The sequence below is a fragment of the Pseudoalteromonas aurantia 208 genome, from assembly GCF_014858725.1.
GTDB lineage: Bacteria > Pseudomonadota > Gammaproteobacteria > Enterobacterales > Alteromonadaceae > Pseudoalteromonas > Pseudoalteromonas aurantia.
Window position 1 is genome coordinate 546,270 of record NZ_AQGV01000015.1, and the last position, 26,446, is coordinate 572,715.

Below are 26,446 nucleotides of genomic sequence, written 5' to 3' on the forward strand. Positions count from 1 at the left end.
ACATTGAAGATTGAATGTATATGCAGGGTGCAGAAGCCGAGCTGTTTAAAGCCCTTTACGTGGCATGTATTGCTGTTGGCGGTTTTATTTTTGCTTTGTTATTGTCTCATCAACATAGAGGTCGGCCTGGCAATAAAACACTGGCTGCATTTATGTTATTTATTCAAGTGCCAACGCTGAGTGCGTATAGTCAGTTAACATTTGGGCAGGTCCCGTTTGCGTTGCAAGCTGCTAGTCAGTGTTTAATTTTGATATACGGACCTATCATTTATCTATTACTGAAAGCGATTTTAAAACCAGAACGCCCGGTAAAGTGTGCTTATTTACACTTTGTCCCTTTTATTACTATTTTCTTACTCAAGTTTCTTATTATTCCCGATTATGGTCTGTATGTTTGGATCCCATTTGTGATCCTTATTTTGGTATATTTACTTGTTAATATAAGGCTCCTTATTACATCTCGGGAGCAGTTTTTTCAATTACATAGTGGTTATAAAAATACAACGTTCTACTGGTTTAGCTTCGTTGTTGGTGGGATTAGCGTACTAACTGTGTACGATATTATCATTATTTCTTTATACTTAAATGGTATATATCTTGGTTTTAAGTGGTGGAACATCATGACTTTCAGTTTGTGTGGTTACCTGACAATAGTGAGCGCCTTTTCTATCTGGCGACCAACCATTTTTTATAATGTACTGAAGAAAAAAGTAAAAAGTAAAAAGTCAAAAAAAGTTAAATGGTAGTGCATATCTACTTGCTAATAGCGCCATAAAGCCACTTGAGTTAACTGTTCATCATGTATTGAAAGACAATGAATTGTATAAAGATAATGAATTGACGCTCTCTAAGTTAGCTGATGCGACAGGTGTTTCAAGTCATATGCTATCAGAGCTGTTAAATGTACATATGCAGACGAATTTCTATGAGCTAGTAAATAGATACCGACTTGAGTGTGCCATTGGCATGCTGCAAGTAGAGGCTACTAGCAGTTCTATTATTGATATTGCGCTTTCCGCTGGATTTAATAATAAAAATACATTCTATCGGGTATTTAAGGAGAAAATGGGGGTTACGCCATCAGCGTATCGTAGTCGCAATAGAAAAATGGCTTCTTAGTAAGAAAATATGTCATTTATTATCTAGAGTGACGCTTTCACGTGACAGTTTTCGTAGTTTTTACTTGTTTATCAAACAACAAGGAAAAATTATGACGAATAAACTTAACATGAGTACACGGCGAAGTTTTTTAAAATCCTCATTAGGCATAGGTGCCGCACTTGGTGTAACACCGCTTAGAGCCTCATTTGAAAGTACATTGGAGCAGCAAACAGGAGATGATTACCGTCCAGCATATATTTACCCTAATGACACGAGGTACACCGCATTTTTATCAGGTTCAAATTATCGTTTTACCTCACTACCAAGCTGGGTTTCAGTATGTTCTTCGGCCCACGAAGTTTATGTAGCAGCGCGTAAAGCAATTACTGACAACAAGCGTATAACCGTAAGATCTGGCGGCCACTGCTATGAAGGGTTTGTAGACAATGATCAAGGCAATATCATTGATTTAGGTAACATGGACAAAGTCTATAAAAAAGGAAAGTACTATGTTGTCGAAGCGGGTGCACGTTTAGGGAATACTTACGAGACATTACTCAAAGAGTGGGGAGTGATGTTACCGGGAGGGTCTTGCTTTAATGTCGCTGTCGGCGGGCATGTGTGTGGAGGAGGTTTTGGGGCAATGTCTCGTAAATATGGCCTGACCGTAGATTACTTAGTGGGTGTTGAAATTGTTACCTTCTCTGAATATGGCGGGCAAGCGAACTATCCGCGTAGTTATTTTTTGGGTGAAAATGAAAAATCCGATGATATTGTTTGGGCACACCAAGGAGGAGGGGGTGGAAATATGGGGATCGTAACCAAATATTATTTTGAAAGTTTACCATCTGTTCCAGCTATGATGAGTATTCAACAGCTGTCTATCCCATGGGATATATTAGATAAGCATAGCTTTGCTGCATTGTTACAACGTTATGCGCATTTTTTCGCGATAAACCGCGGTGAAAATAATAAGTACAATGGACTACATACGTCATTTACATTGAATAAAAAAGTAGGTCCAGCCAGCTCGCTGGATTTAATGATCACTTATAGCGGTGATACGCCAGCATTAATTGACGATTTTATTATCGCTATTTTTGATGAGCCACAACTACGAGCTGCAGAAGTGAGTTTCGCGCCACACCGAGAAGCTGCTCGCAGCTTAGTGCCAAACTCTCTAAATGCGCCACAGCCTTTAGGGAGTTATTTAACGATTCCATGGTGGATGGCAGTAACTGTCGGTGGTGGTGGAGCTGGTGGCGCAAGGGCCAAGTATAAATCCGCGTATATGAATGATGTTTTTCCTGAACATCAAATAGACACTCTTTGGGAAATGCTCACAGCTGATGGTTTTATAAACCCTGCAGCGGCGGTACAAATATCGTCTTATGGTGGGAAAATAAATACTATTGGGAAATATGATACGGCCGTATCGCACCGTGATTCTATTTTAAAATTACAATATCAAGCGTACTGGTTTTCACCTTTTCATGATGACTATAATATTGACTGGATGCGTAAGCTTTACACTCGAATGTACGGTGCATTAGGGCCTGTCTCAGATGGAGTGATGGATGGGTGTTATGTGAATTACCCTGACGTTGATTTAGATAATTGGCAAGAGCTCTATTATAAGGATAATTATCCTCGCCTACAGCGGATCAAAGCTCAGCTAGACCCAAAAAATAGATTACATCATACTCAGTCAATTGAAGGACACGTTTAATTCAAACAGGCTTAATATTCAGCGTGAACTTTTGCACTGGCATCAAAAAGATGCCAGTCTTAGAGCACTATTGATGTGAATGAGCTCGGGAGTAAATTATGAATCGACAGTGGATAAATTGGGCGATTAAAACAATTGAAGCAGACTACACTCGCTCTGCAGACACCCACCTGATTAGATTAGACTTAAAAAGCCATCCTAATATACTTATTTACTTAAAAGATGAGAGCACGCACCCAACGGGTTCTTTAAAGCACCGTCTAGCACGTTCATTATTTTTATATGCGTTGTGTAATGGAAAAATAAATGAGGATACCCCCATCATAGAGTCATCCTCAGGGAGTACAGCAGTATCAGAAGCTTATTTTGCTAAGCTATTGGGTTTACCGTTTATTGCTGTCGTACCTAAGTCCACGGCGCGGGAAAAAATAAAGCAAATTGAGTTTTATAATGGACAATGTCATTTAGTTGAACAAACCGATCAGATCTACGCCGTCTCAAGGGAGCTTGCTGAGCAAATGGGAGGGTTTTATATGGACCAATTCACGTTCGCGGAGCGGGCTACTGATTGGCGGGGAAATAATAACATTGCGCAAAGTATTTTTAAGCAAATGGCAGATGAACCTTTTAGTATACCGAGCTGGATAGTGATGAGCCCAGGTACAGGGGGGACTTCCGCGACGCTAGGTCGATATATACGTTTTCAGCAATACGAGACAGAACTCATGGTTGTTGATCCTGAGCATTCTGTTTTTTATGATTATTATCAGACACAAGATGTGACCTTGACGCATCATTGTGGCAGTAAAATAGAAGGGATTGGTCGTCCCAGAGTTGAGCCTTCTTTTATACCTGGTGTAGTCGATGAAATGCTCAAAGTACCGGATCAAGCAAGTATTGCAGCGATGCATTGGCTGAGTGCACAGCTTGGACGTAAGGTGGGGCCTTCATCAGGGACGAACATATGGGGCGTATTGCATCTTGCTGATAGGATGAAACGTCAAGGAGAAACGGGTGCCATTGTGTCATTGATTTGCGACAGTGGTGAGCGCTACCTAAATACCTACTACAATGACCAATGGGTTACGGAGAATATTGGAAACGGACATCATCATAATGATTATTTAGCACAGTTTTTTTAGTCATTTAGCTTCTGCGGAAATTGTTGAATATACGTCAGATGATTCAACAATATTTAACAAGTAGGGTGCTTAACCGGTCGGCTAACAAAGTGCCGCGCTGATGAAGTAATTATTCTGAACAGTTTCTATAATAAACACATACTTTCTTCACTTTTGTATTGTTTAATGCGAGAAAATTTTTCGCATTAAAGGATACACCATGAATAATCTATTTTTATTACTGGCAGTTGGTGTGGCTGTGGTCAGTATTGTGGCTTTAGTACGGATGAGTACTTTACGGAAAAAAGATCAAAAAGCATTACGAGAAATTAAAAAAGCAAAATCGGCGCTGAACAAAAAGATTTTCTATCACGGTGATAGTGATATTCCAAACTACCGTCAATTTATGCAAAAGCTGCTCAAAGTTGAGCGAAAGTTTACTCGGTACCACATATCTTTGATTAAGTTAGGTAAACAACCTGTTTTTGATGACATAGATGAGCAGTTAGCGTCTTTTTCTGAGTTGTTTAATACGATTAGTAAGTCTTGTGAGCCTTTCGCATTAGCTTTATACGATTCTGAATATATGTTGATGGCATTTGTCACTCAAGGTACAGGGGCAAATACGCAAGAAGCCATAGAAAAGCAAAAAAACATATTACATAAACTACCCGAACAGGTTTTAATCAGTGGTACCAAGGTACCTATTGATTATGCGATATCATCGTTAAGTTTGACGGGATATTCGGCGATTTACGGTATGGACAAAGTGCAACGTAGGTTAACTTATTCGATGGATCACGCATTGGAGAGTGAAGATGGCACTTTTTTTCATAATGAGCAATTGTATAAAGCTGAAATGTATAAAAAACACGTACTTAGAAAGCTCACGAGCAGCATCTCGTTTAATCCAGATGATTTTTACTTGGTGTTTCAGCCAATGTACATTCCGAGTGATCTGGACAAACCCAAACGCTATGAAGCATTGATCCGCTGGAAAAATCATAAAAACCTTGGACCAAAAACTTTTATCCCGATGCTTAAGAGTCAACCCGGTTTACAAGAGGGAATGACGGAGATTGTGCTTAACCAAGTGTTTTCTTTGCTCAAAGTCCAGCTAGATAGCAAAAAGGATCTGACGCCCATTCATGTCAATATTACTAAGCAAGAGCTAAACACTGAGCACTTATTTGGTCATCTTAAACAATTACTAAAAGGTGCCCCATCAATTGCGAGCTTTATTGTTTTTGAGGTTGAGCAAAATGATACTTTGACAGAGAGCGAATTGATTAAAAGTAATATGCGCAAAATTATCAATTTAGGGTGTCGATTTTCAATCGACAATTTTGGCAATGATAGAAAGAGTTATCAACTTCTCAGTAATGGTTACTACAAAACAATAAAAGTAGACAAATCTTATATAGGCGAAGTACGTGACAGGCACGCCACCTCTAAATCGCTTGAACAGATCATGTCGACGGCGAAGCGCTCTAAACTGACCGTCATTGTAGAGGGCGTTGAAAATCGATATCAGCTGGATTACATAAAAAGTTTTGAAAATGCGATGTTGCAGGGTTACTACATTAGCGCCCCTTTGAGTGCACATGACTACCTATCAGTGGAAAGTAAACAGTCAGTTACATTAAGTTGATAAAGGACTTTTAACGTATCGCTTATTATTCAATCTAACCGAGAGGACAGACTTAAATTACTGTATTTGCTGTTTAAAGTCGTGTTTAATTATCATGCTTTACGTTGAACTAACTTGTTATAATGGTAAGACTGTGCAATATAACTCAGTCTTACCTAGGTGGCCTATGCGACTGCTGCTATTTCTTCGTTATATTAGGCACTGCTGACTTTTGCCATATACTCGCAAGTAATGACCCACTGACATTATGCCATATTGAAAACAAAGAACCGGCGACAGCTGCGCTGGGTGTAAAGAACTTCATTGCCAAAGCAACCGCTAAGCCAGAGTTTTGCATTCCGACTTCAAAGGCGATGGTTCTGCAAACTTGTTCATCACACCCAAGGCGCTTAGGTACAAAATATCCGAGCAGTAGTCCAATCCCATTATGTAAGATCACCGCAAGCATAATGACCAGGCCCGTACTTTCTAATTTGGCTTGATTCAGTGCCACCACAATGGCAATGATGAAGACAATTGCGCCCATAGATAGCATTGGTAATGCCGGTAAGCTCTTCGTGATGAGCTTATTGCAGTATCGGTTTAATATTACCCCCAATGTGACGGGGAGCAACACAATTTTGAATAAGCTAACGAGCATATTTATGATTGGAATATTGACCAGTTCGCCAATAAGGAGTGTGGTTAGTACCGGCGTAAGTATGACACCTATCAAGGTGCTGATGGCTGTCATGGTTATTGATAAAGCAACATCACCTTTAGCGAGATAGCATAACACGTTGCTTGCGGTACCACCCGCTACGGTGCCAACTAATACGAGCCCTATCAATGATTGGGTGTCGAAATTCATGCCTTTTGCCAGTAAGAATGCCAAAATAGGCATGACTGAAAATTGCAGTAAGATACCGATAAAAATTGCTTTTTTATTCTCTGTGGCACGCAAAAAATCTTTGGGTGTCAGTGTGAGCCCCATGGTGAGCATGATCACCATAAGTAGAGGAATAATCATATTTTTCAGATCAACAAAGTAGATAGGAAATACAAATGCGAACGCTGAAAATAAGATTGCCCATAGCGGGAATAATTGTACGGTGATAGCCATTGATTTTAAGATTTAAATTAAGTGTGATCAGATACTATCCTGAATTTTTGACCTTTACGAGTTACATGGCTTTTAGTAAGTAACCTCAGGTTTGGATAAGGGTTTTGGAATAGAAGATGTTTTGTAAACAAACTTACGTACAATCCAATGATGATATTTCGTTCAATATCAAGGCGCTTTTATACAGTAATAGCGGGCTATTACTGCATAAAAGCAACGCCGAGAGTGAGAAAAATAGCTTTATTGGGCAAATTCGCTTATCCAGAGCTGAGGTTAGGTAATGACATGAGCGTACGATGCCACATAAATGTGTCTCACTGCCCTTTGAGTATGAGTACAAAGTTATGGCTGAGCTGATGCTACATCTAAGGTCGTGTGAGTGATAGGCCTACTTGTTATAGGTTTCCATTCTCCGTACTGTACTGAATATAAGTGCTAGAACCAATAGCTTATGCATTGCTTTCACTTTATTTCAGTCTTTTACCCATAGATTATTCCGTTTTTCAGGTTTTCTTTGTAAATTAATTCTTCACCAAATGTTCATGTTAAGTAAACTTAAATGTAAAAATATAAATTATATTGTATACAAAGATGGTTTTGTATTGTAGTTTTAATAAACAAGCTGACAGTTTGAAGTCGTATTTGCTTGTGTTGTTTTTTCTGTTTACTGATTCAAAAAGTGTATTTTGACTTTTCAAAGTATGAGTTTGAAATGTCAAAATGCGCAGCGGATATAAAAATAAAGTCGTCAGCTATATGGCGACACAACAACATGTAAAGATACTCACAGGAGAGAATCATGCTATTTAATTTTAGGGGTTTATGCGGCCTAAGTAGGCAAAATATACACGGGCATAATTATAAAAAAAGCTACCTTATGATGTTACTAGCAGGTATGTCGTCGACTTCAGCCTTTGCCGGTGAAATAGTAGAGTCTAAGTCATTTCAAAATCTGACGGCGCAGTCGCAAAGCAGTGTGTCACTTGAGTCTAGTGCGTTTCATAAAGCGAGCTCAGGGCAGATTTGTGGTACAGATACGAATTTGCAAGATTGGAACGTATTACAAAAAGAGAATGCACGTCAAGCATTACTCCCAAGCAGTTTGACAAGCCAAATACAACAACGTATGGCACAAGCATCAGATGAAGCAGCAGCCAACGGTAATGGCGTGGCTGGACGTTACTATATTCCCGTTGTTGTACATGTATACGGCGATAGATACAACTGTGAGACTGGCACATATTGCTTAACTGAGCAAAAAATAATTGATGGTTTAAATAAAACCAATGAAGACTTTAGAGGGTTGATCACGGATGATGGCCCTATTGCTGCCCAGTTTCAGGCAATCCGAGAAAATCTAGATATTGAATTTGTTTTAGCCAAGAAAGATCCCAGTGGCAACGCCACTAATGGCATCGTGCGCCATGCAGAGAAAGCAGGATATGGGGATGGTGAGAAAGCTGACGCGCAAATTGCAGCTGATGCATGGGACAACTTTAAATACATGAATATTTACATCCAGCATGACTTATATGCGGATGGCGAAACCAATAACTCAGGTGTGGCATGGTACCCTCAGGTCAGCATGTCGGAAGCCGGCTTAGCACGGGTGGTATACAATGGGGACTATGTTGGTGCAAACACCAATGAAAATTTCCGCTCAGTATTAACACATGAATTTGGTCACTTTTTAAACCTTCCTCACACTTTTGATGGTGAATGTACAGTACATTCACAGCCATTTTGTAGTGCTACGGGGGATGGTTCGTGTGATACACCGCAAATGAGCAGCAGCGTGTTGCAAGATAATGCGACAAACTGCTTAGGTGAGCCAACTAACACCGAAAACTTCATGCATTATTCAGACAACTACGCGATGTATACTCAAGATCAAGTTGAACGCATGACAGCAGCATTACACGGTTCAGCACGAGCGACGCTTTGGTCTAATAGTAATTTGATCGCAGTTGGCTTAGACGACTTGACCAGTAACGCCGATCATCCTTGGGATGGACTAGGTGGCAACCCAAAACCACAAGGTACTACGGTTCAAACATTTAATAATATATCAGCACAAAAAGGCGAAGTTGATAATTTTGAGATGTCGGTGCCAGCGGGCACTGAAGCAGTTGCATTTTATCTTGACGGGTACGATGAAGATCCTGACATGTATGTGTCTAAAGGCGCAGCCCCTACTAAAACGGGTGATAACTGGGATGCTGATTTTATCTCGTTTAGAAGTGCAGGCTCCCCTGAACTAGTGACGGTTTCTTCTCCTTCAAGTACTGAAACTTATCATGCAGCAGTCGATGCGTTTTCCGCTTATTCTAATGCCACATTAAGCGTCATTACCGCCCAGGACAGTACATTGTGTAATGGCTGTGAGCGAGTATTTTTAACCGAAGTGAAAGACTTGGCGTCAGCCAAAGGAGCACCGGTAAAAACGTATCAATATCAAATACCGGCAGATGCAGTACGCACCGTTGCGGTTATGCCTGGTGGTTATAAAGGCGATCCCGATGCTTATATGAGTATGAATGCGACACCCGATAAAACCACGTATGATTGTGGGCCTTTCAGCGCGCCGCGTCTAAGTGAGTACTGTGAGTTTGGTGCTGGTGGCGGTACACTCAATATTATGATTGACCCATTTTTAGAATATAGCGGTGCTTCACTGGTCGTTTATTATGAACGAGGTGCGGCATCTGGACTGCCAATCGCTGAGGCGAATGGGGATTATTCAGCACTGATAGGTCAAGATATTACATTTAGCAGCACAGGCTCGAATGACAGTGATGGCTCAATCACGTCATATTTATGGGCTTTTGGTGATGGTGCCACTTCTACGCTTGCGAATCCAACACATAGCTACCAATCAGCGGGTAACTATAGTGCCTCGTTACAGGTGACAGATAATGATGGTAACACCGCAACGGATGCGGCTAATGTCACAATTACTGCGAGCAATCAAGCTCCGGTGGCGAATGCCAATGGGCCTTACTCGGTTGAACTTGGCAAAGCCATTACGTTCAGCAGTGCTGGCTCATCTGATCCTGATGGTTCAATTTCCGCCTATGCATGGGAGTTTGGTGATGGACAAACAAGCACCAGTGCTACTCCAACTCACACTTACGCAGCGGCTGGCAACTATAGCGCTACGCTTAAAGTGACTGACAACTTAGGACTGACAAACACGTCAACTGCACAAGTTACAGTGAGTGAGTCAAGCTATTGTGAAGCGTCAGGTAATACGCGCTATGAGTGGATTGCGAATGTGCAATCGGGCAGTTTTACGAACCCGTCTCAAGGTGTTGGTTACCAAGACTTTACTAGTAAAGTCATTGAGTTGACTGAAGGTAAGAATACGCTGACATTAACGCCAGGTGGTACTTACACTGAACATTGGACTGCATGGTTAGATAGTAATAATGATGGCACGTTCAGTGACAATGAAAAAGTACTCACAGGTGTGTCTGGTAAAGGTGCTGTCAGTGGTGAGCTGAGCGTTCCAGCAGGCTTAGTTGGCCAATCTTTAAGAATGCGCCTTGCTATGAAATATAGTAGTGCTGCAAACACCGCATGCGGCAATATTGGTGATGGTGAAGTAGAAGATTATACCGTATTGGTTAAAGCTGGAGGTACAACTCCACCAGTTTCACAAGTACCAAATGCCTGTTTGACACAATCGCCTATCACGGGTGGTCGTTTAGAAGCGGGCACAGCCAGTTGCTTAGGAGGCAATGGTACGCTTTGGTTAAGTATTGCTGATGTGTCTGCAGCACAAAGCGTAGCAATTACCACAGCGCATGGCCAAAGTAACTTAGAGATCTTATACAAAAATGGTGGCTGGCCAAGTGACACTGATAATGATGCGACATCAAACAGTGGTACGCAAACGGAGTGTATTTATATTCCGGCAGGGACTCAGCATTGGTCATATTTAAAAATTAACGGTGATGCGAGCAATACCAGCATTATTGTTGATTTTGATACGGCAGCTTGTCGTAAGTAACCCGAGTTTTATTTCCCCCGACTAAAGCAGCGCGTAATGCGCTGCTTTTTTTATTTTTTTGCGGTGAATAATTTGTTTTAAATGATTGATTTTAATATTAAATGGTGAATTTATGCTTGTTGCGCTATTGAGAAACACTACAAGTTATCACTCGGTAAATACTGTTGCCAAGGCTGCACGATAAAAGGATATTCACCAGTCACATCAACGCGACAATACCAATATTGTAGTGCACCCGTATTGATCCCCTGGTATTTAAAAATCACATTGACGACAATACGGTCTCCACTGTTTAACATGTCAGTGTCTACACTGAGCAACTGATAACCACTGGGATTGGGTCCATCTGAACTTGAGTTATAGTATAAGTTATAAGAATGATTATACACATCAACATTGTTATACAACACAAAGTTAAGCGCTCGCGTGTTATCTGTGTTGCCAGCAGAACTATCGAGGGCAGTAATTTCCCCAACAAGTTGCGTGAAATGTGTATTTGTGCTTTTTTCACCATGACACACTTGGCCATAGGGCATTACCGCTGTTGGCATAATCGCAGTGACGTGCATCTCGTATGCACCAGAGGCTACGCCAATCACGACAACTTGCCCATCAGTAGATGACTCGTTACGGCCCAGTGCTGAAATACACTGCGTAAGCAATTCATCGTTAGTCAGAATAAGTTTATATTGCTGTTCATTAAAGCGGTTATCTAGCACCCAATCCATCGCCCGTGCAATGTAGTTATTTTGCGGTTGACTGAGGCCTTTAAAGAGGGCTTGATACAATTGCGTATTCCGGTTTAAGCGTGCTAATGCAATATTATCATTCACGTTTTCAAGCATGGGTAATGGGTTAGATGACATGATGCTGTTTTGGTTTAGTTCTTTTTCTAAATTTAACGTAGGAAATTTAGCATTGATATTACCCACGCAATACACATATTGATTACTCATTGGTTGCGTCTCAAATTCAATTTTTCCGGTGAGTGCACGTTGTAACACCATTGGGTTTTTAAGGTGTTGATATATTGATTCATTCTTGTGATACATAAGTAACTCCTAGCTGCTTTTAGCAAAGGGGGCGAGCTTAGATGACACAAAAGGGTACGCGTTTGTCACATCAATATTACACGCAAATCGGGTGTCATTCGGATTAGAAAGAATAACCTCTATAATGGAGCGGTCATCATGCAATGACACATGTTGAAAATGCACGGCGTTGACGTTATCGATGATCTCATTTTGCGTTTGACTAGTATTGATTTGATCAAAATGCGTGACTAAATAATTGCTAGCGCGCTCCAAGTTTGAACGGCCTATATTGGGTTTTAATTGTGCTAACGCACCTTCTCTGGTTTTTTTGGGTGGACTTTTTGTACCGTCTACAGTATCAATTAAATGCTCGACCAGAACGCTAGGGAGCGCTTCTGAACCATGGCTGCCAGCCACAGAAATACGCTCGACTAACCCGACTAAAATAACCTCGTTTTTAGTTGACGCTTGGATCAGCGCATTTAATTGTGTGAGTGTTCTTGGGTATAACGTATATGTATCAACATTATTAATGGTAAATACCCAAGTTGCTTGTTGTGCGAGGTACAAAAAAGGGCGAATACGAAGATTCGGCTGCTCATTAGGCGACGTTACATAGTTAAAAATCTGATCAAAACTGGTAGTAGATTGCTTGGTAAATTCTGCGGCGGCCTCGTACTGTTTTTCTAAATCTATTGTTGCGAAATACGGCTTAACATAGCCTATTGCATACACGTGTCCATGGGGGTGTTCACGGTTACATTGCAGCGTTTCTTGAGTTTGGCTAGTTGTGTTGACCACATCTGGTTGAGCTGCATTGTGCGTCTCATCTGATAAATTCATTTTTTCGATCCTCAAAGAACAGTATTCATATCAAAGGCTGTACTGGGGTGAAAGCTTGGATAGCAGTATTAATAAAGGGGTACAAACCAGTCACATCTATCCGACAATAATAATAATGCTGCTTGTCTGAACTGTTCTCTTGATAGACGAATGTCATATCGACAATAGAGTGGCTTGACACAGAATCAAACATAGTCATATCAATACGTAACAATGATGCGCTTTGTGTCGTGTTTGATCCGGTTTGCATTTTATGGGTATGTTCATACATATCAGGGTAGCGAAATGCCACAAAATTACGTGCTCTATCGAAGGGGGTCACCCCCATATTTGGTGTAACCTCTAACTCTTTAATGACACCTTGGATCGCTATGGTTTGCGCCGATGATACTTCCTTAATGGTACGGTGCAATTCATCCAAGGTCTGAGAGTAAATTTGTTCACAAACAACTTCAGGCAGGTTCAGACTATTGTCACTTATATAACTGGTACCAATCACACTGCTATAAACAGTCTCTAGTGTGTCGCTGGGTGCTTTAAGTGATGCGATAAATGAAGCTAGTACCTGCTGCGTTGCAGGCACGAGTAAATACTGATAATGCGCTTTTATAGAGAGTACCCATTGCACTTGTTCGGCAAGATATAAATATTTGTCACGATCTGTGTTGGCATTATTATTAGTAAATACCCCATAATAGTCTTGTTCATTAACGCCAAGGGTGCGGGCAGCGCTTAAAAATTGTTTCTTTATGCCTTTATTCGGAAAACGTACTTTTATTACACCAAGTGCGTAGATAAGATCTGAGTGCTGGCGTTGAATTATGGGGTCAAGACTTTCAAGCAGTTTATTGTCAGTCTCAGGCGTTTCGACAATTGGCGTTGCTTGCGCAGTTATAGCCATCGCATCGTTCGTTTTTGCGTTTATCTTGTCAGTATTTAAGTCAAGGGTTGTGTCGTTTTGTTCGATGTGGCTTTCAGTGGCTTCATCGGCATCTTTATCACTCATTTTTTCACCTTATTAATTGAGCCAAAGCACCGGCCTAGGCCAGTGCATTTTGCTTGTGCTATTGCTATCTAAAATGTCAGGGGGGGTATATTGAATTGTTAAAAATCAACCCGCACCTAATATGGTCTTTGTGGCTTCACCGGTACTGGCTGTGTCGATTGAATATAACGTCGTTACACCCATTGTGGTGGCAGCTTGCCCGGTAATGGCCATTTGTTGTTGTGCGGTGGTCGCATTATGCGCTGCATTCGCCAGTGCTTGAGATGTGGCTTGAAATAGGTTGCCCATTGACATAGCGGGTGCATCACCTAGTACTTTCACATTGGCTTGTGTAACAGCGTCGGTGATCTGATCATTAACTGAGGTTGGAAATGCCATAGTTGTTCCTTAATTATAATATGTGGTTACGTTAAAATTCAGGAGTAATTGTAGAGAGATTATGATGATAAGTTTTGGATGAACTTACCGATTAGATGGTAAATAACGTGTTTTTTTAAATCGCTATTTTTCACAGCTAAGCATAGATAAGCTTAATGACTCAAAAGAGGTAACATGCCAAAATTAGCCATGTTACCTCTGCTATTCATTTGATTAATGTCCGATTCACCAGTAATAAGTCAGCCCCATTTGATTCACACCTTGGTCATGCGAGTGAGCTAATTGACGCGTCAACGGCGCTAAAAATTATGTATGTTAAATAACTACATAGCGAGTTTTGCCGTGTTATCATGCCAATTACTTGCTGCATTTTCTGACCCTGTCTTTCATGCCGTGGGTATAGTCTCAAACCGATATAACGAGCTACGCCAATCGAGGTTACTTAGTGTTGGCATTTCCAACCTCAGTAGGACTTAGTCATTATATAACTGATGGGTTTTACCAACTTGGTAAAAGTTACGATTAAGCGCATTTAGTCTTACCATCGAGGTTGGGTATGATGAGCTTGGGTCCGGGCGATGGCATCATGTATGTCACGAGGGTGCACTTCAGATCGGCCTTGTGATAGTAACTTCAACGACACACATCGAATGATATTAACAATATCAGCGCCACTTAATGGGTATTGGTCGGCGAGTTGCTGAAAGTTAATGTCTGGAGAAAGTCGGGTTTTTTCGCAAAATCCATTTTGCCACATACTTAAGCGCTGTGCGGGCTTGGGGGATTCAAAATGCACAATTGATTCAAAGCGTCTAAAAAAGGCATTATCAATATTGTCTTTAAAGTTAGACGCCAAAATGACAATGCCATTAAAGCGCTCGATACGTTGTAGTAAATACGCCACATTTTGGTTGGCAAATTGATCGTTGGAAGAGTTTGATGCTTGCCGCTTACCAAATAACGCATCGGCTTCATCAAAAAATAATATCCAACGGCGGTGCTCAGCCAAACTAAACACCTTTTCTAAGTTTTTTTCTGTTTCACCAATGTACTTTGAAGTCACCATCGATAAATCGATTTTATAAACAGCCATGTCGACCGCTTGCCCTAGCACGCTGGCTGTAAGCGTTTTTCCAGTGCCGGGTGGGCCATAAAATAACGCGCGATATCCAGGGCGCAGTTGTTTGCCTATTTGCCATTCTGTAATGAGCGTTTCTCCATGCTTTACCCATTGAATGATGTCGTCTAGTTGGCTTTGAATTGACGTAGGTAAAACAAGGTCTTGCCACGTCATATTTGATTTGACAGGTGATGCAGCAAAGGTGCTGTCTGACTCAGGGGTATACGCCGTGGCGGTGGTCAGTGTTTGCACATACTCAGCGGTTAAGGCTAATGGTGCACTTAATAGGCTGGGGGCATGCCCATCGTCATAGTGTGATAAAACCCGCTTTAACAACGGGCTTGTGTGTAACGTTTTTAATACTTGGCATTGAGTCATCACGTCATTTCCACCCAGAATAAATGCGGCTGTGGCAGCGCTGGCGTATAGGGTTGCGTCACGCTCAACTATACCAAACTCAGTAAAAGGGCGGTTTGTTTGTTCATTTATACTTAATAGCACATCAAAGAGGGAGGGGTTGATCACCGGGGTTAATGCCAAAATGATCAGGAGCCGCTCTAAGGTACTAAGTTTATTAGATTCAATGAAGTGACCATAGGAAGACAGCGCAGACGTGAATTCTGCAGGTTCAATAATGTGCCATTCAGTTGCGTGCTCACTTTGCTCAAAATAGTGCGTTATGCGTGTGTGGAGTAGCTGTTTTAACCAGCTACATTCTTGCGTTAAATCACGTGCATTATGTGAAAGCGCGCTTGTCTTTTGACAGGCCTCAGACCTTAAACGGTTTTTATGGGTTTGCCACATAGGTGTGTCCTTATAAGTCATATCACAGACGATGGACATAGCGTATAAAAAAACGGGGTGTTTCTCTTGGCAAAGATGCGGTGCTTATTGGTATATCATGGTATGGCTGTTACATCATGTAATGCCGGTGAGTAAGGGACAGATAAAACTTGGTTTAATTTTAACTTACTCAGATTTAATGACGCTTTGTGTTTACTTATGGCGTAATTGTGATTAATTAAGTCGAGTACCGTGAGTGATGCTGCATTGGCTAACCCTTCGCAAATTGAGGTGATTGAATCGCCGATACGAGTTTGGTATATAAAGTGCCCACCCGCGCAACAATAGGGTATTTTGAGTAAAGTGCGCTCTGATAAAAACGCGACGTTCACTTGTGGATTAGCCTTGATAACATCTTTGGCTTTAACCCCCGCACTGGCTCTAATTGAAATCGTGATCAGTGCAAGTGTGTCACCTGGTTGAACGGTATATTTGAGTACAGTATGCATAAAGAATACTCTAAGTTAAGAGCAGGTTTGGTATGGCTTGCCTGCTCGTATATGAAAGGGAGTATTATTGAATAGCCCAATAAATCGGGTATGAGCCAGCATTGTCACCAATGGTAATAGTACGTATTTGGGTGTTGCTGCTAGATTGCTCAAATGGTGTATAAGTAGACTCCAGTACTCGGCCATTTGTTTGCTGTTGTTGCTGCACTTCGTTACCTAATATTCCCACGGAGTAACCAGATTGAAAAATCTGCTGTTCTACAGCCTGAGTTTGGCCTGAACCTGAACTACTCTCCGTGCTTGTCAATTGTAACCAAACAGTCGTGCCGATTGGGATCGCGGCTTCACTGAGTAGATTAAGTACACTGCTAGCGATATCAGATGGAGCTATTTGTCCAGTGCCAGTACCAATTTTGCTTGCGTCTTGATGATATACAGGCATTAAAGCAAGCCCGTAACCATGTTTGTCATTTGCACCGGTGATTCGATTGGTTTCTTGCGCCGTCAGCGGTATTGTGCTTGGCCCTGAACCTTTAGCAGTTGGGGGGGATTGAGTCGTTGGTGCGTTAAGACTGCGTATACAAAAGCTATAACCTTCACTTTTGTACTTATCTGCAATGCTCGGCTTCATCGTACCATTGTATATAATCCCTTTTGCGTGAGGGTCTGCAATCTCAGCATAAGTTAACTGTGGAACCGGTGGATTAACTATTTTGACTAAGGTGGGGTTTTCCGTTGTAACTTTATTCTCTCCGGTGGTTGGGCTGCTCATAAAAAATCCTATTTTCTTGAATGTTGTTGATCTGAAGGTGAAAAACCAAATAAATTGGTTGAATTAACTATAAAAGAGGGGGGTTTTACCAACTTGGTAAAAGTGGGGTTTAAATTGGTATATTCTACTTTAATGGAGAATTCTTTAACTCTTACTTGCGCCCTGTCGCAACATAGGCCACTAAAAGCGGCCTATATTCAACAAATCATGTGTTGGTTTAGCTATTCAGCGATTGTGCAATGGCTTTGATCCAATCACCATTGTGGTCACTTGAGAACTGCCAATTCATAATGCCGCCAAGGCTAGATTGTTGTTGGATAGGCTTAATCACTTCATTGATGATTGTTTGCACTGGCATATACCCAGAACCCGCATCGTTCTGCGTGACAGGAAAGCCAGCAATAACCTTCTCTGGAGACATATTAGGGAGCTTTGTATAATTCAAATATGAGCTAACAATTTGATCAGGGTTAGCACTCCATGGCGGGTTGTTGTAAAACTGCACATTTAACCAGTCAATCTCTTGTCCCACCAGCTCTACCACTTCAACATAACCTGCCATGTATCCGCCTTGCTCCAAATAAGGAGGTTGAGGTGCATGAGAAATGATGTAGTCAGGGCTCGGGAGGCGCTTTCTGAGCTCCTGAGTTAAAGAAATCAAAAATTGTGCGCCGTCGTACCCTGCTTGACCAGTGAACGCGGCCGTATCTTCATAATCTATATCCACGCCATCTAACTGATTATTTTTCACAAAGCTTGCCAGCGAGTCAGCCAGCTTGGCCGTGTCTTCTGACAACGAACGATAAGCGTTGGAACCCATGGTGCCGCCACCAAATGAGATCAATACTTTCTGCCCCTTGTGTTGCATTACTTTTATGGCCTCAATGGTATTAGTCGTGAAGCTAGATTCCGTTGCAGCGATGGCACCACTTAATACTAAATTGAACGGGTTGTTAGACGAAGAAGACAGGAATGCTAGGTTCACCACATCATATGGCAGTTCGCTGGCATTAATGAGCGGGACCGCGCCCGAGTTATAATAGGTAATGGTTTTAGACATCATAGTTCCTTATATCTACTTAATTGAAAGAGAAGTTACGTAATTAGCTTAGCTGCACCCGACCCACTTGACTTGGTAAAAGTAACGATGCTCAGCACGCTGAGGATTAAATGCCCCCTTTGGCTTAAGGTGATTTTTAATCATCATTAGGGGGGAATACGTTATTTTCTGAAAATCTAGCTCAGTGAGTAGATATTTGGTATTACAAGCAATTACATTATCGCAAGTACTTACTTTATTGAAGTTGGCTTTTTATAGGGCTTTGTTTGTTGTGGTTTTTGATGGGGGACACAAGGACGGCCTTATTGTGCAGCTATCCTTGTTGTGCGGCCTTTGTTGTGGTTCAATAATTCCGGACACTATTTTAGGTGGTATCATTACCACTCAATCAGAGGTGTCCTATGGCAAAAAAACGCAGAACATTTAGTAAAGAATTCAAACTTGAAGCCGCTTGTTTGGTTTTAGACCAAGGCTATTCACTTCAAGAAGCATGTCGTTCATTGGATGTTGGAGAAACGGCTTTAAGGCGCTGGGTTCAACAACTTGAACTTGAGCGAAATGGTGAAACACCTAATGCCAAAGCTTTGACTCCAGAGCAACAAAAGATTCAAGAACTTGAAGCCAGAATCAATCGTTTAGAACGAGAGAAATCAATACTAAAAAAGGCTACAGCTCTCTTAATGTCAGAAGAAATGAACAATATTCGTTAATAGACCAATTAAGTGAGCAAGAATCGGTAGAGGTGGTCTGCAGTGTCTTTGATGTTGCTCGTTCAAGTTTTTATGACTACAAAAACCGCCGTAACACAATTGACGCTAATGAGGTTGAACTCAGAGCGCAGTTAAATGCTTGCTTTAAGCTTAGTCGTGGCTCTGCTGGAAGTCGCACGCTCTTAGCAATGCTTGCAGATTTAGATATTGATGTTGGTTTATTCAAAGTCAGACGACTGATGCGTGATATGCAACTGGTATCAAAGCAACCGGGGCCACACGCATATAAAGTGGGGGAGAATGAACGGCCTGATATACCAAACCAGTTAAATCGAGAGTTCGATGTGCATAGCCCAAATCAAGTATGGTGTGGAGATATTACGTATATTTGGACTGGTCAGAAGTGGTCATATTTAGCAGTAGTAATTGATTTATATGCAAGGCGGGCTATTGGCTGGGTCATGTCAGAAAAGCCAGATACAGCCCTAACTATCAAAGCATTAGATAGAGCATATGAACAAAGAGGCAAACCTAGAGGGGTTATGTTCCATTCGGATCAAGGCAGTCAGTATAGTTCAACAAAATTCAGGCAAAGGTTATGGCGTTATCAAATAACACAAAGCATGAGCCGCAGAGGTAATTGTTGGGATAATTCCCCGATGGAGCGCGTATTCAGAAGCCTCAAAACAGAATGGGTTCCAAGTACGGGCTACAACTCATTTAAAGAAGCAGAGCAAGATATTAGCTTTTATTTGATGAACTATTACAACTGGAGCAGGCCGCATAGTCATAATGATATGAAAGCCCCTGCAGTAGCAAAAGAAAAACTTAATTCACTGTCCGGAATTAGTTGACCACTACACTTAGCGTCAGACAAGCGCTGTACCTTGAGTTAATTCAGGTGCTCTTTAAGTTGATGTAAGCGCCTTTCATATTCACCCATAATATTGTGTACTATCCAGCTGGCGATCACGCCACTGCCAACATGTGCCGCCCGAATTGCCTGATATTCTGGGTAAGTATGTTGTAGCCACTCAACACCTGCGCTGATTGTACCGCCAACGGCAAGCCCTAGTAGACTGGCATATTTGCTATAAAAGCTTCGCGCAGAATCCATCGCTTCTTTGGCAATCGGCAGATCTGACGTTTTCAGTTCATCCAAGCCAAAGTTTAAAATACGATTTGCGATGATCACATCATCTCGTTGTGGGTTGGTAAATCCGGGGAAAAACGCCAGTAACTTGGCAATTAATGCCAGTGCAGTGGTTTTTTGTGTGGTGAAAATATTGAGACTAGCCGTAGCCTGAGTTTGCACCTTTTCAGGTTGAAGTGCTATAGCGGCTTCATATTGTTCCGAATTGTCCAAGTCTGTTTGCTCGGCGTCATTGGTATTAGGTGGTGAATGTAACGTATCCATAACTTATCCTTTTGTGGATTTAACATATTAGTGGTTCGGTTATGAGTAACTTAGTATGTAATTTTGCGTATGACTTGGTATTTTACAGGTTTTGACGAAGAGCGGGGTTACACAATGCAAACCCAGACTCGTTGGTTCCGATTACTTAGTATTCATCTGTGTAATCTTTGTACATTTTAGACCTTTTTTCCTTTGCTTTCTGTTTGTTATAATGGTTCCCGTTGTACTCTTTCCTATTATCATTCTTTACAAGAGTGACCTTCGTTATATCTGTATCAACTATCAAATCACTCACACTTACCTTCAACTCATTCGCTAATGATTGTTTTATCTCTCTATATATAGCAGCCCTTCCTGTCATGCCTGTATCTACAGCATAATTTACCGTCCACGCTCTATTATCATTTCGTATCATTGGGTCACAGTACTCACCACAAGGTGTCCGCTCAGTGTATATAGATATATCACCATTATTTTTTGAGCTAAATATTTGCTGCTCTGCATGATTCCCACTCTCACTGTAATATATTTTTTTAGTATCATAGTCTTTTGCATAATTACCCATAAGTGATGCTTCACCAGTTTTTAACAAAGATTGAACCATTGCATTTACCCTGTACGCTAAAACTTCATTATCAAACCCAACCCTCGTGGGTGAGCTCTCTGCGTAAATTCGTTGAATGGGTACTCCTGCACTTTTAAGGAAGGCAGTCCTTTCATTATATCGCCTTGTAATCCCGTGAGTTGTGGGACGGTCAGCCCGATTTTTTCTAGTTTTGAGTTGATAAAACGCCATAATTATTGTCCAGTTAATTATTTGTTTTAACTATAAGCGAGCAGCGATGAGAACGGTTGGTAGAAAAGCGGTATTAATTGGTATTTATAAGGGAGATAAATATATTTAGAAAGTGTCAGGGTCAAATTAGAGTGGATGTTTTGTTATTTAATTAGCGTCTGGCTTGGCCTTACGCCTAGGCAATATGCATCTGGTGAAACAAATCGTTTGGGCACAATTACTAAACGTGGAGATGGATACCTCAGAAAACAACTTATTCATGGTGCTCGAACTGTTGTGAACCACGCGCATAAAAAAGACGATGACCTGAACCTATGGGTCACTGCCATCAAGCAAAGGCGCGGGGTAAATAAAGCTGCGGTTGCAATGGCACATCGTCTGGCAAGGTTAATGTGGATATTACTTCAAAAAAACGAATATTACCGCCCCATACGTTCATGCAATCAGGTTCAAGGTGATGTTTAAATACAGAGTTAGATTGACAAGCAGCTCGTAAAAGACAAGGGTGACTTAACCCGAGTGGGTGTTGAGAGCACTTGCCAATCGCCTATCATTGTTCGCTACAGTTAGATGAAAAAAGGCCTAGCCTGCCTATACAAAACCCGACAAAGGCACGGTATATAAACCGCTTGGGTGTATTCAAATTAGGGTGTATGGGCTCGAAGCTCATTAGGGGCACTGAAATAACAGTTAAGCCCGGATATATGTCAGAGCAACGCTTTATTGCAAATGGGTCAAACAGTGGCAGCGACGAAATGAAAAAACGAGGTAGTTGACCCTGTAAATAATTCTGTGTAACTGCTCTTGGTTACAAGTATTCAGTTAGTCGGTCTTCAAACATAATCATAAAACGGTTTAGAGCTTGCCTCCAGTGATGAATAGGCATTGTCCGCCTCTTGGAAGCATCCATTATAGCTAAGTACACCACCTTGCTAGCCGATTCATCTGTCGGGAACAGTTTACGTTTCTTGGTCGCTTTTCAGATCACACTGTTCAGAGATTCAATAGCATTTGTCGTGTAGATAGCTTTACGAATATCTTGAGGGTAGCTAAATAGAGTATTGAGATTATCCCAATGAGCCGTCCAGGAGCGACTGATTTGAGGGTACTTTTCATCCCATTTATCACCAAAGTGCTCTAACGCCAACAGGGCTTCATCTTCAGTTGTTGCTTGATAGATTTCTTTTAAGTCAGCGATAATTGCCTTGTAGTCTTTCCATGGGACGTATTTCATTGAGTTGCGCACTATGTGTACGATACAGAGCTGAATTTGAGTTTTTGGATAAACAGCATTGATGGCATCAGGAAAGCCCTTGAGGCCATCTACACACGCGATGAGGATATCATTCACGCCTCGATTTTGAAGTTCGGTGAGCACACTAAGCCAGAACTTCGCCCCTTCGGTTTCGGACATCCACATCCCAAGAAGTTCTTTCTGACCTTCCATATTTACGCCAAGTGCGAGATAAATGGCTTTGTTGATAACCTGTTTGTTCTGGCGTACTTTTGTAACTCCCCCAAAAAATGAAACAGTTCATAAGTAGAATTTTCCATTAACTAAAATAGGAAAATTTACGATGAGAAAAAGTAAGTTCACCGAAACTCAAATTGTCAGCATGATCAAAGAAGCTGGATCAGGTATTCCAGTGCCTGAAATTTGCCGTAAATATGGCATCGGCCAAAGCACATTTTACAAATGGCGCTCAAAATATGGTGGTATGGAAGCGTCTGATGTTAAACGCCTTAAAGAACTTGAAGAAGAAAATCGTAAGCTAAAAGATATGTTTGCAACGCTGAGCTTAAAGCACTCGATGCTTGAGGATATCATTGCAAAAAAGCTGTAAAGACAAGTAGACGCAGAGCTTGGGTTGAGCATTTGAGAACTCAATTTAACGTCAGCGTCGCATTTGCTTGTGAAGTGGCTGGGCTAAGCCGCTCAGTTTTTTATTACAAACATAAACGGCCATCAGATGATGAAGTTATCGACGCATTGCTAGCATTGGTCGAACGTCACTAAAGATGGGGGCTGCCCAAACTATTTAAAAGGCTTCGCAACAAGGGTAAACCTTGGAATAAGAAGCGTGTTGAACGTGTTTACAACATGCTTAAACTCAACTTAAGACGTAAAGGAAAACGCCGTGTACCAACGAGAACGCCAGAACCGTTAAGTGCCCCAGCAGAACATTACGAATCTTGGTCAATGGACTTTATGAGTGATGCATTAAGCTATGGACATCGGTTCAGAACATTGAATGTACTCGATGACTTCAATCGACAAGCATTAGCGATTGAAGTTGATACCAGTTTAACGGCTGAGAGAGTAATTAGGACACTAAAACAGATCATTGCTTGGCGCGGCAAACCAAAACAAATTAGAGTAGATAATGGCCCAGAGTTTACTTCCACTATGCTTGAAACATGGGCAATGGAAAACAGTATTAAGCTAGAGTTTATAAAACCTGGTAGCCCTTATCAAAATGACTTTGTGGAAAGGTTTAACCGAAGTTACCGTGAAGAAGTGCTAGATTTATACTTGTTTGAGTCACTACAAGAAGTACGTGAAATCACAGATGAATGGTTAGATATCTATAATTATGAACGACCCCATGATTCACTTGGTGATATGACACCAATTAGTTATCTTGAGGCTGCATAAAATTCTACAAAAAAGAGCTGTACTAAATTGGGTGGAGTTACACTTTCACGACGATGCAATCGAGATAAACGATGGGGTAGACCGCATCATGCGGGCGAGATTGCCACTCAACCACTTGTTCTAAAACAGCATCTGTAACTTTAGATATTAGACTGGCGGAGATATCCGCATCGTACATTTCTTTGAATGTTGCGACGATTTCACGGGTGGTCATTCCTTTGGCATATAGGCTTAAGATCTTGTCGTCCATCGATTGGAATCGGGTTTGGTGCTTACGAACGAGCTTGGGTTCAAAGGACGCGTCACGGTCACGAGGGACTTCTAACTGGATCTCACCATCGTCTACTGGCTTAATTATAAGCAGATACACAATTTAAATTACAGGCTCAGGTAGTCTATTCTACCCCGCCAGAGTTATTTTGTTTGACATACTCGGAGTGTCCATATATGTCTGGTTATTTAATCTATTGCAGACATATGACATCAACTTTACCGTCATCAGGCAGCAACTTCCCAAAGGCCCCTAAAATTTTTACATTTTCTGTTACACCACTTAGTTTTTCAGGTTGTACACCATTCTCTTTTGCAGTTTTGCTCCTTATTTCCTCATCTTTTATATCAGTCTGATAATCGAAGTAGATGGGCATTGTTCCTTGCACTTGACCTGCTGTCCAATGTGCCATAGCTCCGTGGGACGCATAAATCAAGAACCGTGTGCCTTCTTTTTGAGTCTTTAAAAACGACTCTGCCTCCTGCACATTAATTCCTCTTTCAGTAATAGGTTTTTGCTTTAATTTTTGTAATAAATCCACCATTCCTAAAAACTGTAGTTCTGTTTGATTAGCTAAAGTAACGATTTTATCAGGCCTAGTGATTTGTGCGAATTTTGTTAGCAGCATAACCTGATCTATTGTATCTATCTCTCTATCAATTATAGTGGTTTCAAAGTCAAGGTCATCGTCGCTTTTGATTTGATCCCGTTTATAGTTTTTAATTTCTTGTTTTAAAAAGTTTGCCATTTTCTCAGGAGTTTCTCCAAAAAGGCTGCTTACCGAGCACAGTGAGCAATTACTAGCAGCATCTTTGGAATTGCCCGCATCATTTGTACTTTTTGACTGCCTATGGGCTGATATTCCGCCATATTCTTGAACATTACTTTTGGCAACTTCACGATCTTTTTTAGCATTTCTCCATTGGTTTATAGTATCAATAATAGCATTTATTGTGGTGTCCCCATTACTTAAGTAATGAGTTACATACTCTACTTCATTTGTATTTAAACTCCCTAGTTTTGGATTTAAGTCTTGAAACAATTCCAGTGAATTATTTATACCCTCAATTTTTAGCTGTATTGTATTTATCTGTCCTGCATTTGATTTTGAAGCCTTTGAACGATTATCAATGAACCTTGAAATTGGGTTTACACCTCCTATCTTCTGAGCAACCGCTCTACTTGTATTCTCTTTTGATTTCTCTACTTGTTCATACATATCTCAACCCTTTCTAATTTTATTTTATGCAATGTTATAAGCTTTCCTCATTGCCTATAACATGCTAACAAAGCCACCATGGACTTTATTCAGACTATCTCATTATCACTTTATGGTCTTTTAACGCCCTATCTAGCCGTTAAAACACCACGCTTATTTAAAGAACGACTTTAAATCTTACTGGCTCTTGAACATTTGCTATGGCAACAACGTAAATTAGCCCCCATCCTCACCTACCCCTGCCCACCTAAACGAACCGCCATCTCACCCCAGTCTGTCGCTTGTTGCTCAAGGTTTGGATCGTCATTGACCGGCATACCATTGACTTCGGTGGTGGGCTTTACCATCCCCAGTGCTTGCTGGGCTATGTGCCCCAGTTCATGGGGGAGGTGTTTTTCTTGCCCTGGTGATAAATAAATGTCCTTGCCCTGCGCATACGCATGCGCCTGCATCTGCGCTGGTTTGGGGGAGTTATAGTGTACTTGCACATTAGCTAGGTTCACGCCGGTGAGTTTTTCCATGCCGCGTTTTAGCCGTGGTGGTAACCCTTGTGTATGTGGGCGAGTGAGTTCCTTTGCAAAGCGATGCGTTTTACGCTGCATTAAGGGGCTGGCCGTTGTGCTGGGCAAGGCCCTGTGTACTGCGCATTTCGCTTGAGTTAACCACATAATTCGTGTTCGCTATTGTTAATAAGAAGCCGTTTGATGTAAATACTATAGGCAAGATCCAGTGCATGTGATTGGTATTTGTTGTGGAGGTGTTTGGTATATTTTGCCTTTTATTATGCTGCGAATTGATATGGGCCCTGACCTACGTCAGGGAGACGAAATTAGAGACGGGGTAGCTGGGAGAGGGTAACAAAATTAGCAGAAGTTGCATGAAATCAAAGACGAATAATGGTGACTTTAATTTGTATGGGCCCTGACCTGCGTCAGGGAGACAAAATTGGGGGGCGGAGACGAAATTTAGGGTTGGGAGACGAATTGGGGCAGGAGGTGAATTGGGGATGGGGATAAAATTAGGATGGGGGATGAAGTTATATGAAGCGGCTGTTATCGGGTCAATATGAACATGAGTATGGGTGATGATGTCCATAATAAAGATAAAAAACCGCCTTACTCGATTGGGTGAGCATGGCGGTTTTTGGTGTTAGGTG

Annotated in this window: 20 protein-coding genes and 4 pseudogenes; 9 read left to right on the forward strand and 15 right to left on the reverse strand. The window is 41.4% G+C overall.

The features are described from left to right. Positions 1-14: 14 nt before the first annotated feature. From PAUR_RS20595 to PAUR_RS20615, 5 genes are all read left to right on the forward strand, one after another. A complete protein-coding gene (locus tag PAUR_RS20595; protein WP_225738531.1) occupies positions 15-746 on the forward strand; it encodes a hypothetical protein in 732 nt (243 codons plus the stop codon). A gap of 73 nt (positions 747-819) precedes the next feature. Further along, on the forward strand, positions 820-1,119 hold the full coding sequence (locus PAUR_RS20600; RefSeq protein WP_192509605.1) for a helix-turn-helix domain-containing protein: 300 nt from the start codon (positions 820-822) through the stop codon (positions 1,117-1,119). A gap of 91 nt (positions 1,120-1,210) precedes the next feature. Next, complete coding sequence (locus PAUR_RS20605) at positions 1,211-2,830, forward strand: FAD-dependent oxidoreductase (protein ID WP_192509606.1); 1,620 nt, start codon at positions 1,211-1,213, stop codon at positions 2,828-2,830. A 98-nt stretch (positions 2,831-2,928) separates the two neighbouring features. Then, a complete protein-coding gene (locus PAUR_RS20610; RefSeq protein WP_192509607.1) occupies positions 2,929-3,972 on the forward strand; it encodes a PLP-dependent cysteine synthase family protein in 1,044 nt (347 codons plus the stop codon). Between the two features lie 199 nt (positions 3,973-4,171). Continuing rightward, positions 4,172-5,602, forward strand: a complete 1,431-nt coding sequence (locus PAUR_RS20615) for an EAL domain-containing protein (protein ID WP_192509608.1) — start codon at positions 4,172-4,174, stop codon at positions 5,600-5,602. Positions 5,603-5,780: 178 nt separating this feature from the next. Here the strand turns inward: PAUR_RS20615 and PAUR_RS20620 are convergent, their stop codons facing one another. Beyond that, complete coding sequence (locus PAUR_RS20620) at positions 5,781-6,704, reverse strand: bile acid:sodium symporter family protein (protein WP_192509609.1); 924 nt, start codon at positions 6,702-6,704, stop codon at positions 5,781-5,783. Positions 6,705-7,581: 877 nt separating this feature from the next. Here PAUR_RS20620 and PAUR_RS20625 point away from each other — a divergent pair. Then, positions 7,582-10,716: a M43 family zinc metalloprotease gene (locus tag PAUR_RS20625; RefSeq protein WP_225738532.1), complete on the forward strand. Its 3,135-nt coding sequence runs from the start codon at positions 7,582-7,584 to the stop codon at positions 10,714-10,716. 137 nt (positions 10,717-10,853) lie between these two features. Here the strand turns inward: PAUR_RS20625 and PAUR_RS20630 are convergent, their stop codons facing one another. The 8 genes from PAUR_RS20630 to PAUR_RS20665 form a co-directional block, all read right to left on the reverse strand. Then, on the reverse strand, positions 10,854-11,768 hold the full coding sequence (locus PAUR_RS20630) for a cyanobactin maturation protease PatG family protein (RefSeq protein WP_192509611.1): 915 nt from the start codon (positions 11,766-11,768) through the stop codon (positions 10,854-10,856). A gap of 9 nt (positions 11,769-11,777) precedes the next feature. Next, positions 11,778-12,593, reverse strand: a complete 816-nt coding sequence (locus PAUR_RS20635; protein ID WP_192509612.1) for a hypothetical protein — start codon at positions 12,591-12,593, stop codon at positions 11,778-11,780. A 25-nt stretch (positions 12,594-12,618) separates the two neighbouring features. Then, a complete protein-coding gene (locus PAUR_RS20640) occupies positions 12,619-13,599 on the reverse strand; it encodes a cyanobactin maturation protease PatG family protein (protein ID WP_192509613.1) in 981 nt (326 codons plus the stop codon). A 105-nt stretch (positions 13,600-13,704) separates the two neighbouring features. Further along, on the reverse strand, positions 13,705-13,977 hold the full coding sequence (locus PAUR_RS20645) for a RebB family R body protein (protein ID WP_010366567.1): 273 nt from the start codon (positions 13,975-13,977) through the stop codon (positions 13,705-13,707). A 538-nt stretch (positions 13,978-14,515) separates the two neighbouring features. Further along, positions 14,516-15,901, reverse strand: a complete 1,386-nt coding sequence (locus tag PAUR_RS20650) for an ATP-binding protein (protein WP_192509614.1) — start codon at positions 15,899-15,901, stop codon at positions 14,516-14,518. 95 nt (positions 15,902-15,996) lie between these two features. Then, positions 15,997-16,389 carry a LysM peptidoglycan-binding domain-containing protein gene (locus PAUR_RS20655; protein WP_192509615.1) on the reverse strand — a complete coding sequence of 131 codons (393 nt, stop codon included), beginning with the start codon at positions 16,387-16,389 and terminating at the stop codon, positions 15,997-15,999. A 64-nt stretch (positions 16,390-16,453) separates the two neighbouring features. Then, complete coding sequence (locus PAUR_RS20660; RefSeq protein ID WP_192509616.1) at positions 16,454-17,161, reverse strand: glycoside hydrolase family 25 domain-containing protein; 708 nt, start codon at positions 17,159-17,161, stop codon at positions 16,454-16,456. Between the two features lie 217 nt (positions 17,162-17,378). Then, positions 17,379-18,221, reverse strand: coding sequence for a glycosyl hydrolase family 18 protein (locus PAUR_RS20665; protein WP_192509617.1), 843 nt, complete (start codon positions 18,219-18,221; stop codon positions 17,379-17,381). A 401-nt stretch (positions 18,222-18,622) separates the two neighbouring features. Between PAUR_RS20665 and PAUR_RS20670 the strand changes: the two genes are divergently transcribed. Next, positions 18,623-19,785 (forward strand): IS3 family transposase gene (locus tag PAUR_RS20670; protein WP_192509618.1). Its coding sequence is split into 2 segments (ribosomal slippage): positions 18,623-18,878 and positions 18,878-19,785, totalling 1,164 coding nucleotides; the frame shifts between segments, so codons are not numbered across the junction. Between the two features lie 38 nt (positions 19,786-19,823). Here the strand turns inward: PAUR_RS20670 and PAUR_RS20675 are convergent. Beyond that, the gene (locus PAUR_RS20675) at positions 19,824-20,348 is read right to left on the reverse strand and encodes a hypothetical protein (RefSeq protein WP_192509619.1); all 525 of its coding nucleotides are present in this window, start codon (positions 20,346-20,348) and stop codon (positions 19,824-19,826) included. 145 nt (positions 20,349-20,493) lie between these two features. Further along, entirely contained in the window at positions 20,494-21,144 is a 651-nt protein-coding gene (locus PAUR_RS20680; RefSeq protein ID WP_192509620.1) for a hypothetical protein, read from the reverse strand. Positions 21,145-21,294: 150 nt separating this feature from the next. Between PAUR_RS20680 and PAUR_RS20685 the strand changes: the two are divergent. Further along, positions 21,295-21,609, forward strand: a pseudogene (locus PAUR_RS20685) (transposase); the annotation flags it as partial. Between the two features lie 343 nt (positions 21,610-21,952). Here the strand turns inward: PAUR_RS20685 and PAUR_RS20690 are convergent. Next, positions 21,953-22,657: pseudogene (locus PAUR_RS20690) on the reverse strand (IS256 family transposase); the annotation flags it as partial. A 64-nt stretch (positions 22,658-22,721) separates the two neighbouring features. Here PAUR_RS20690 and PAUR_RS20695 point away from each other — a divergent pair. Beyond that, positions 22,722-23,800 (forward strand): annotated as a pseudogene (locus PAUR_RS20695) (IS3 family transposase). A gap of 40 nt (positions 23,801-23,840) precedes the next feature. On the opposite strand, the pseudogene PAUR_RS20700 reads toward PAUR_RS20695, so the two are convergent. The 3 genes and pseudogenes from PAUR_RS20700 to PAUR_RS20710 form a co-directional block, all read right to left on the reverse strand. Next, a pseudogene (locus PAUR_RS20700) lies at positions 23,841-24,137 on the reverse strand (transposase); the annotation flags it as partial. A gap of 127 nt (positions 24,138-24,264) precedes the next feature. Continuing rightward, on the reverse strand, positions 24,265-25,290 hold the full coding sequence (locus tag PAUR_RS20705) for a hypothetical protein (RefSeq protein ID WP_192509622.1): 1,026 nt from the start codon (positions 25,288-25,290) through the stop codon (positions 24,265-24,267). A gap of 233 nt (positions 25,291-25,523) precedes the next feature. Further along, complete coding sequence (locus PAUR_RS20710) at positions 25,524-25,958, reverse strand: eCIS core domain-containing protein (protein WP_192509623.1); 435 nt, start codon at positions 25,956-25,958, stop codon at positions 25,524-25,526. Positions 25,959-26,446: the final 488 nt, after the last annotated feature.

Bases quoted from the DNA above. Each gene is read 5' to 3' on its own strand.
- PAUR_RS20595 (WP_225738531.1), top strand. From the start codon at position 15: ATGTATATGCAGGGTGCAGAAGCCGAGCTGTTTAAAGCCCTTTACGTG.
- PAUR_RS20605 (WP_192509606.1), top strand. From the start codon at position 1,211: ATGACGAATAAACTTAACATGAGTACACGGCGAAGTTTTTTAAAATCC.
- PAUR_RS20610 (WP_192509607.1), top strand. From the start codon at position 2,929: ATGAATCGACAGTGGATAAATTGGGCGATTAAAACAATTGAAGCAGAC.
- PAUR_RS20615 (WP_192509608.1), top strand. From the start codon at position 4,172: ATGAATAATCTATTTTTATTACTGGCAGTTGGTGTGGCTGTGGTCAGT.
- PAUR_RS20620 (WP_192509609.1), bottom strand. From the start codon at position 6,704: ATGGCTATCACCGTACAATTATTCCCGCTATGGGCAATCTTATTTTCA.
- PAUR_RS20625 (WP_225738532.1), top strand. From the start codon at position 7,582: ATGATGTTACTAGCAGGTATGTCGTCGACTTCAGCCTTTGCCGGTGAA.
- PAUR_RS20630 (WP_192509611.1), bottom strand. From the start codon at position 11,768: ATGTATCACAAGAATGAATCAATATATCAACACCTTAAAAACCCAATG.
- PAUR_RS20635 (WP_192509612.1), bottom strand. From the start codon at position 12,593: ATGAATTTATCAGATGAGACGCACAATGCAGCTCAACCAGATGTGGTC.
- PAUR_RS20640 (WP_192509613.1), bottom strand. From the start codon at position 13,599: ATGAGTGATAAAGATGCCGATGAAGCCACTGAAAGCCACATCGAACAA.
- PAUR_RS20645 (WP_010366567.1), bottom strand. From the start codon at position 13,977: ATGGCATTTCCAACCTCAGTTAATGATCAGATCACCGACGCTGTTACA.
- PAUR_RS20650 (WP_192509614.1), bottom strand. From the start codon at position 15,901: ATGTGGCAAACCCATAAAAACCGTTTAAGGTCTGAGGCCTGTCAAAAG.
- PAUR_RS20655 (WP_192509615.1), bottom strand. From the start codon at position 16,389: ATGCATACTGTACTCAAATATACCGTTCAACCAGGTGACACACTTGCA.
- PAUR_RS20660 (WP_192509616.1), bottom strand. From the start codon at position 17,161: ATGAGCAGCCCAACCACCGGAGAGAATAAAGTTACAACGGAAAACCCC.
- PAUR_RS20665 (WP_192509617.1), bottom strand. From the start codon at position 18,221: ATGTCTAAAACCATTACCTATTATAACTCGGGCGCGGTCCCGCTCATT.
- PAUR_RS20675 (WP_192509619.1), bottom strand. From the start codon at position 20,348: ATGGATACGTTACATTCACCACCTAATACCAATGACGCCGAGCAAACA.
- PAUR_RS20680 (WP_192509620.1), bottom strand. From the start codon at position 21,144: ATGGCGTTTTATCAACTCAAAACTAGAAAAAATCGGGCTGACCGTCCC.
- PAUR_RS20705 (WP_192509622.1), bottom strand. From the start codon at position 25,290: ATGTATGAACAAGTAGAGAAATCAAAAGAGAATACAAGTAGAGCGGTT.
- PAUR_RS20710 (WP_192509623.1), bottom strand. From the start codon at position 25,958: ATGTGGTTAACTCAAGCGAAATGCGCAGTACACAGGGCCTTGCCCAGC.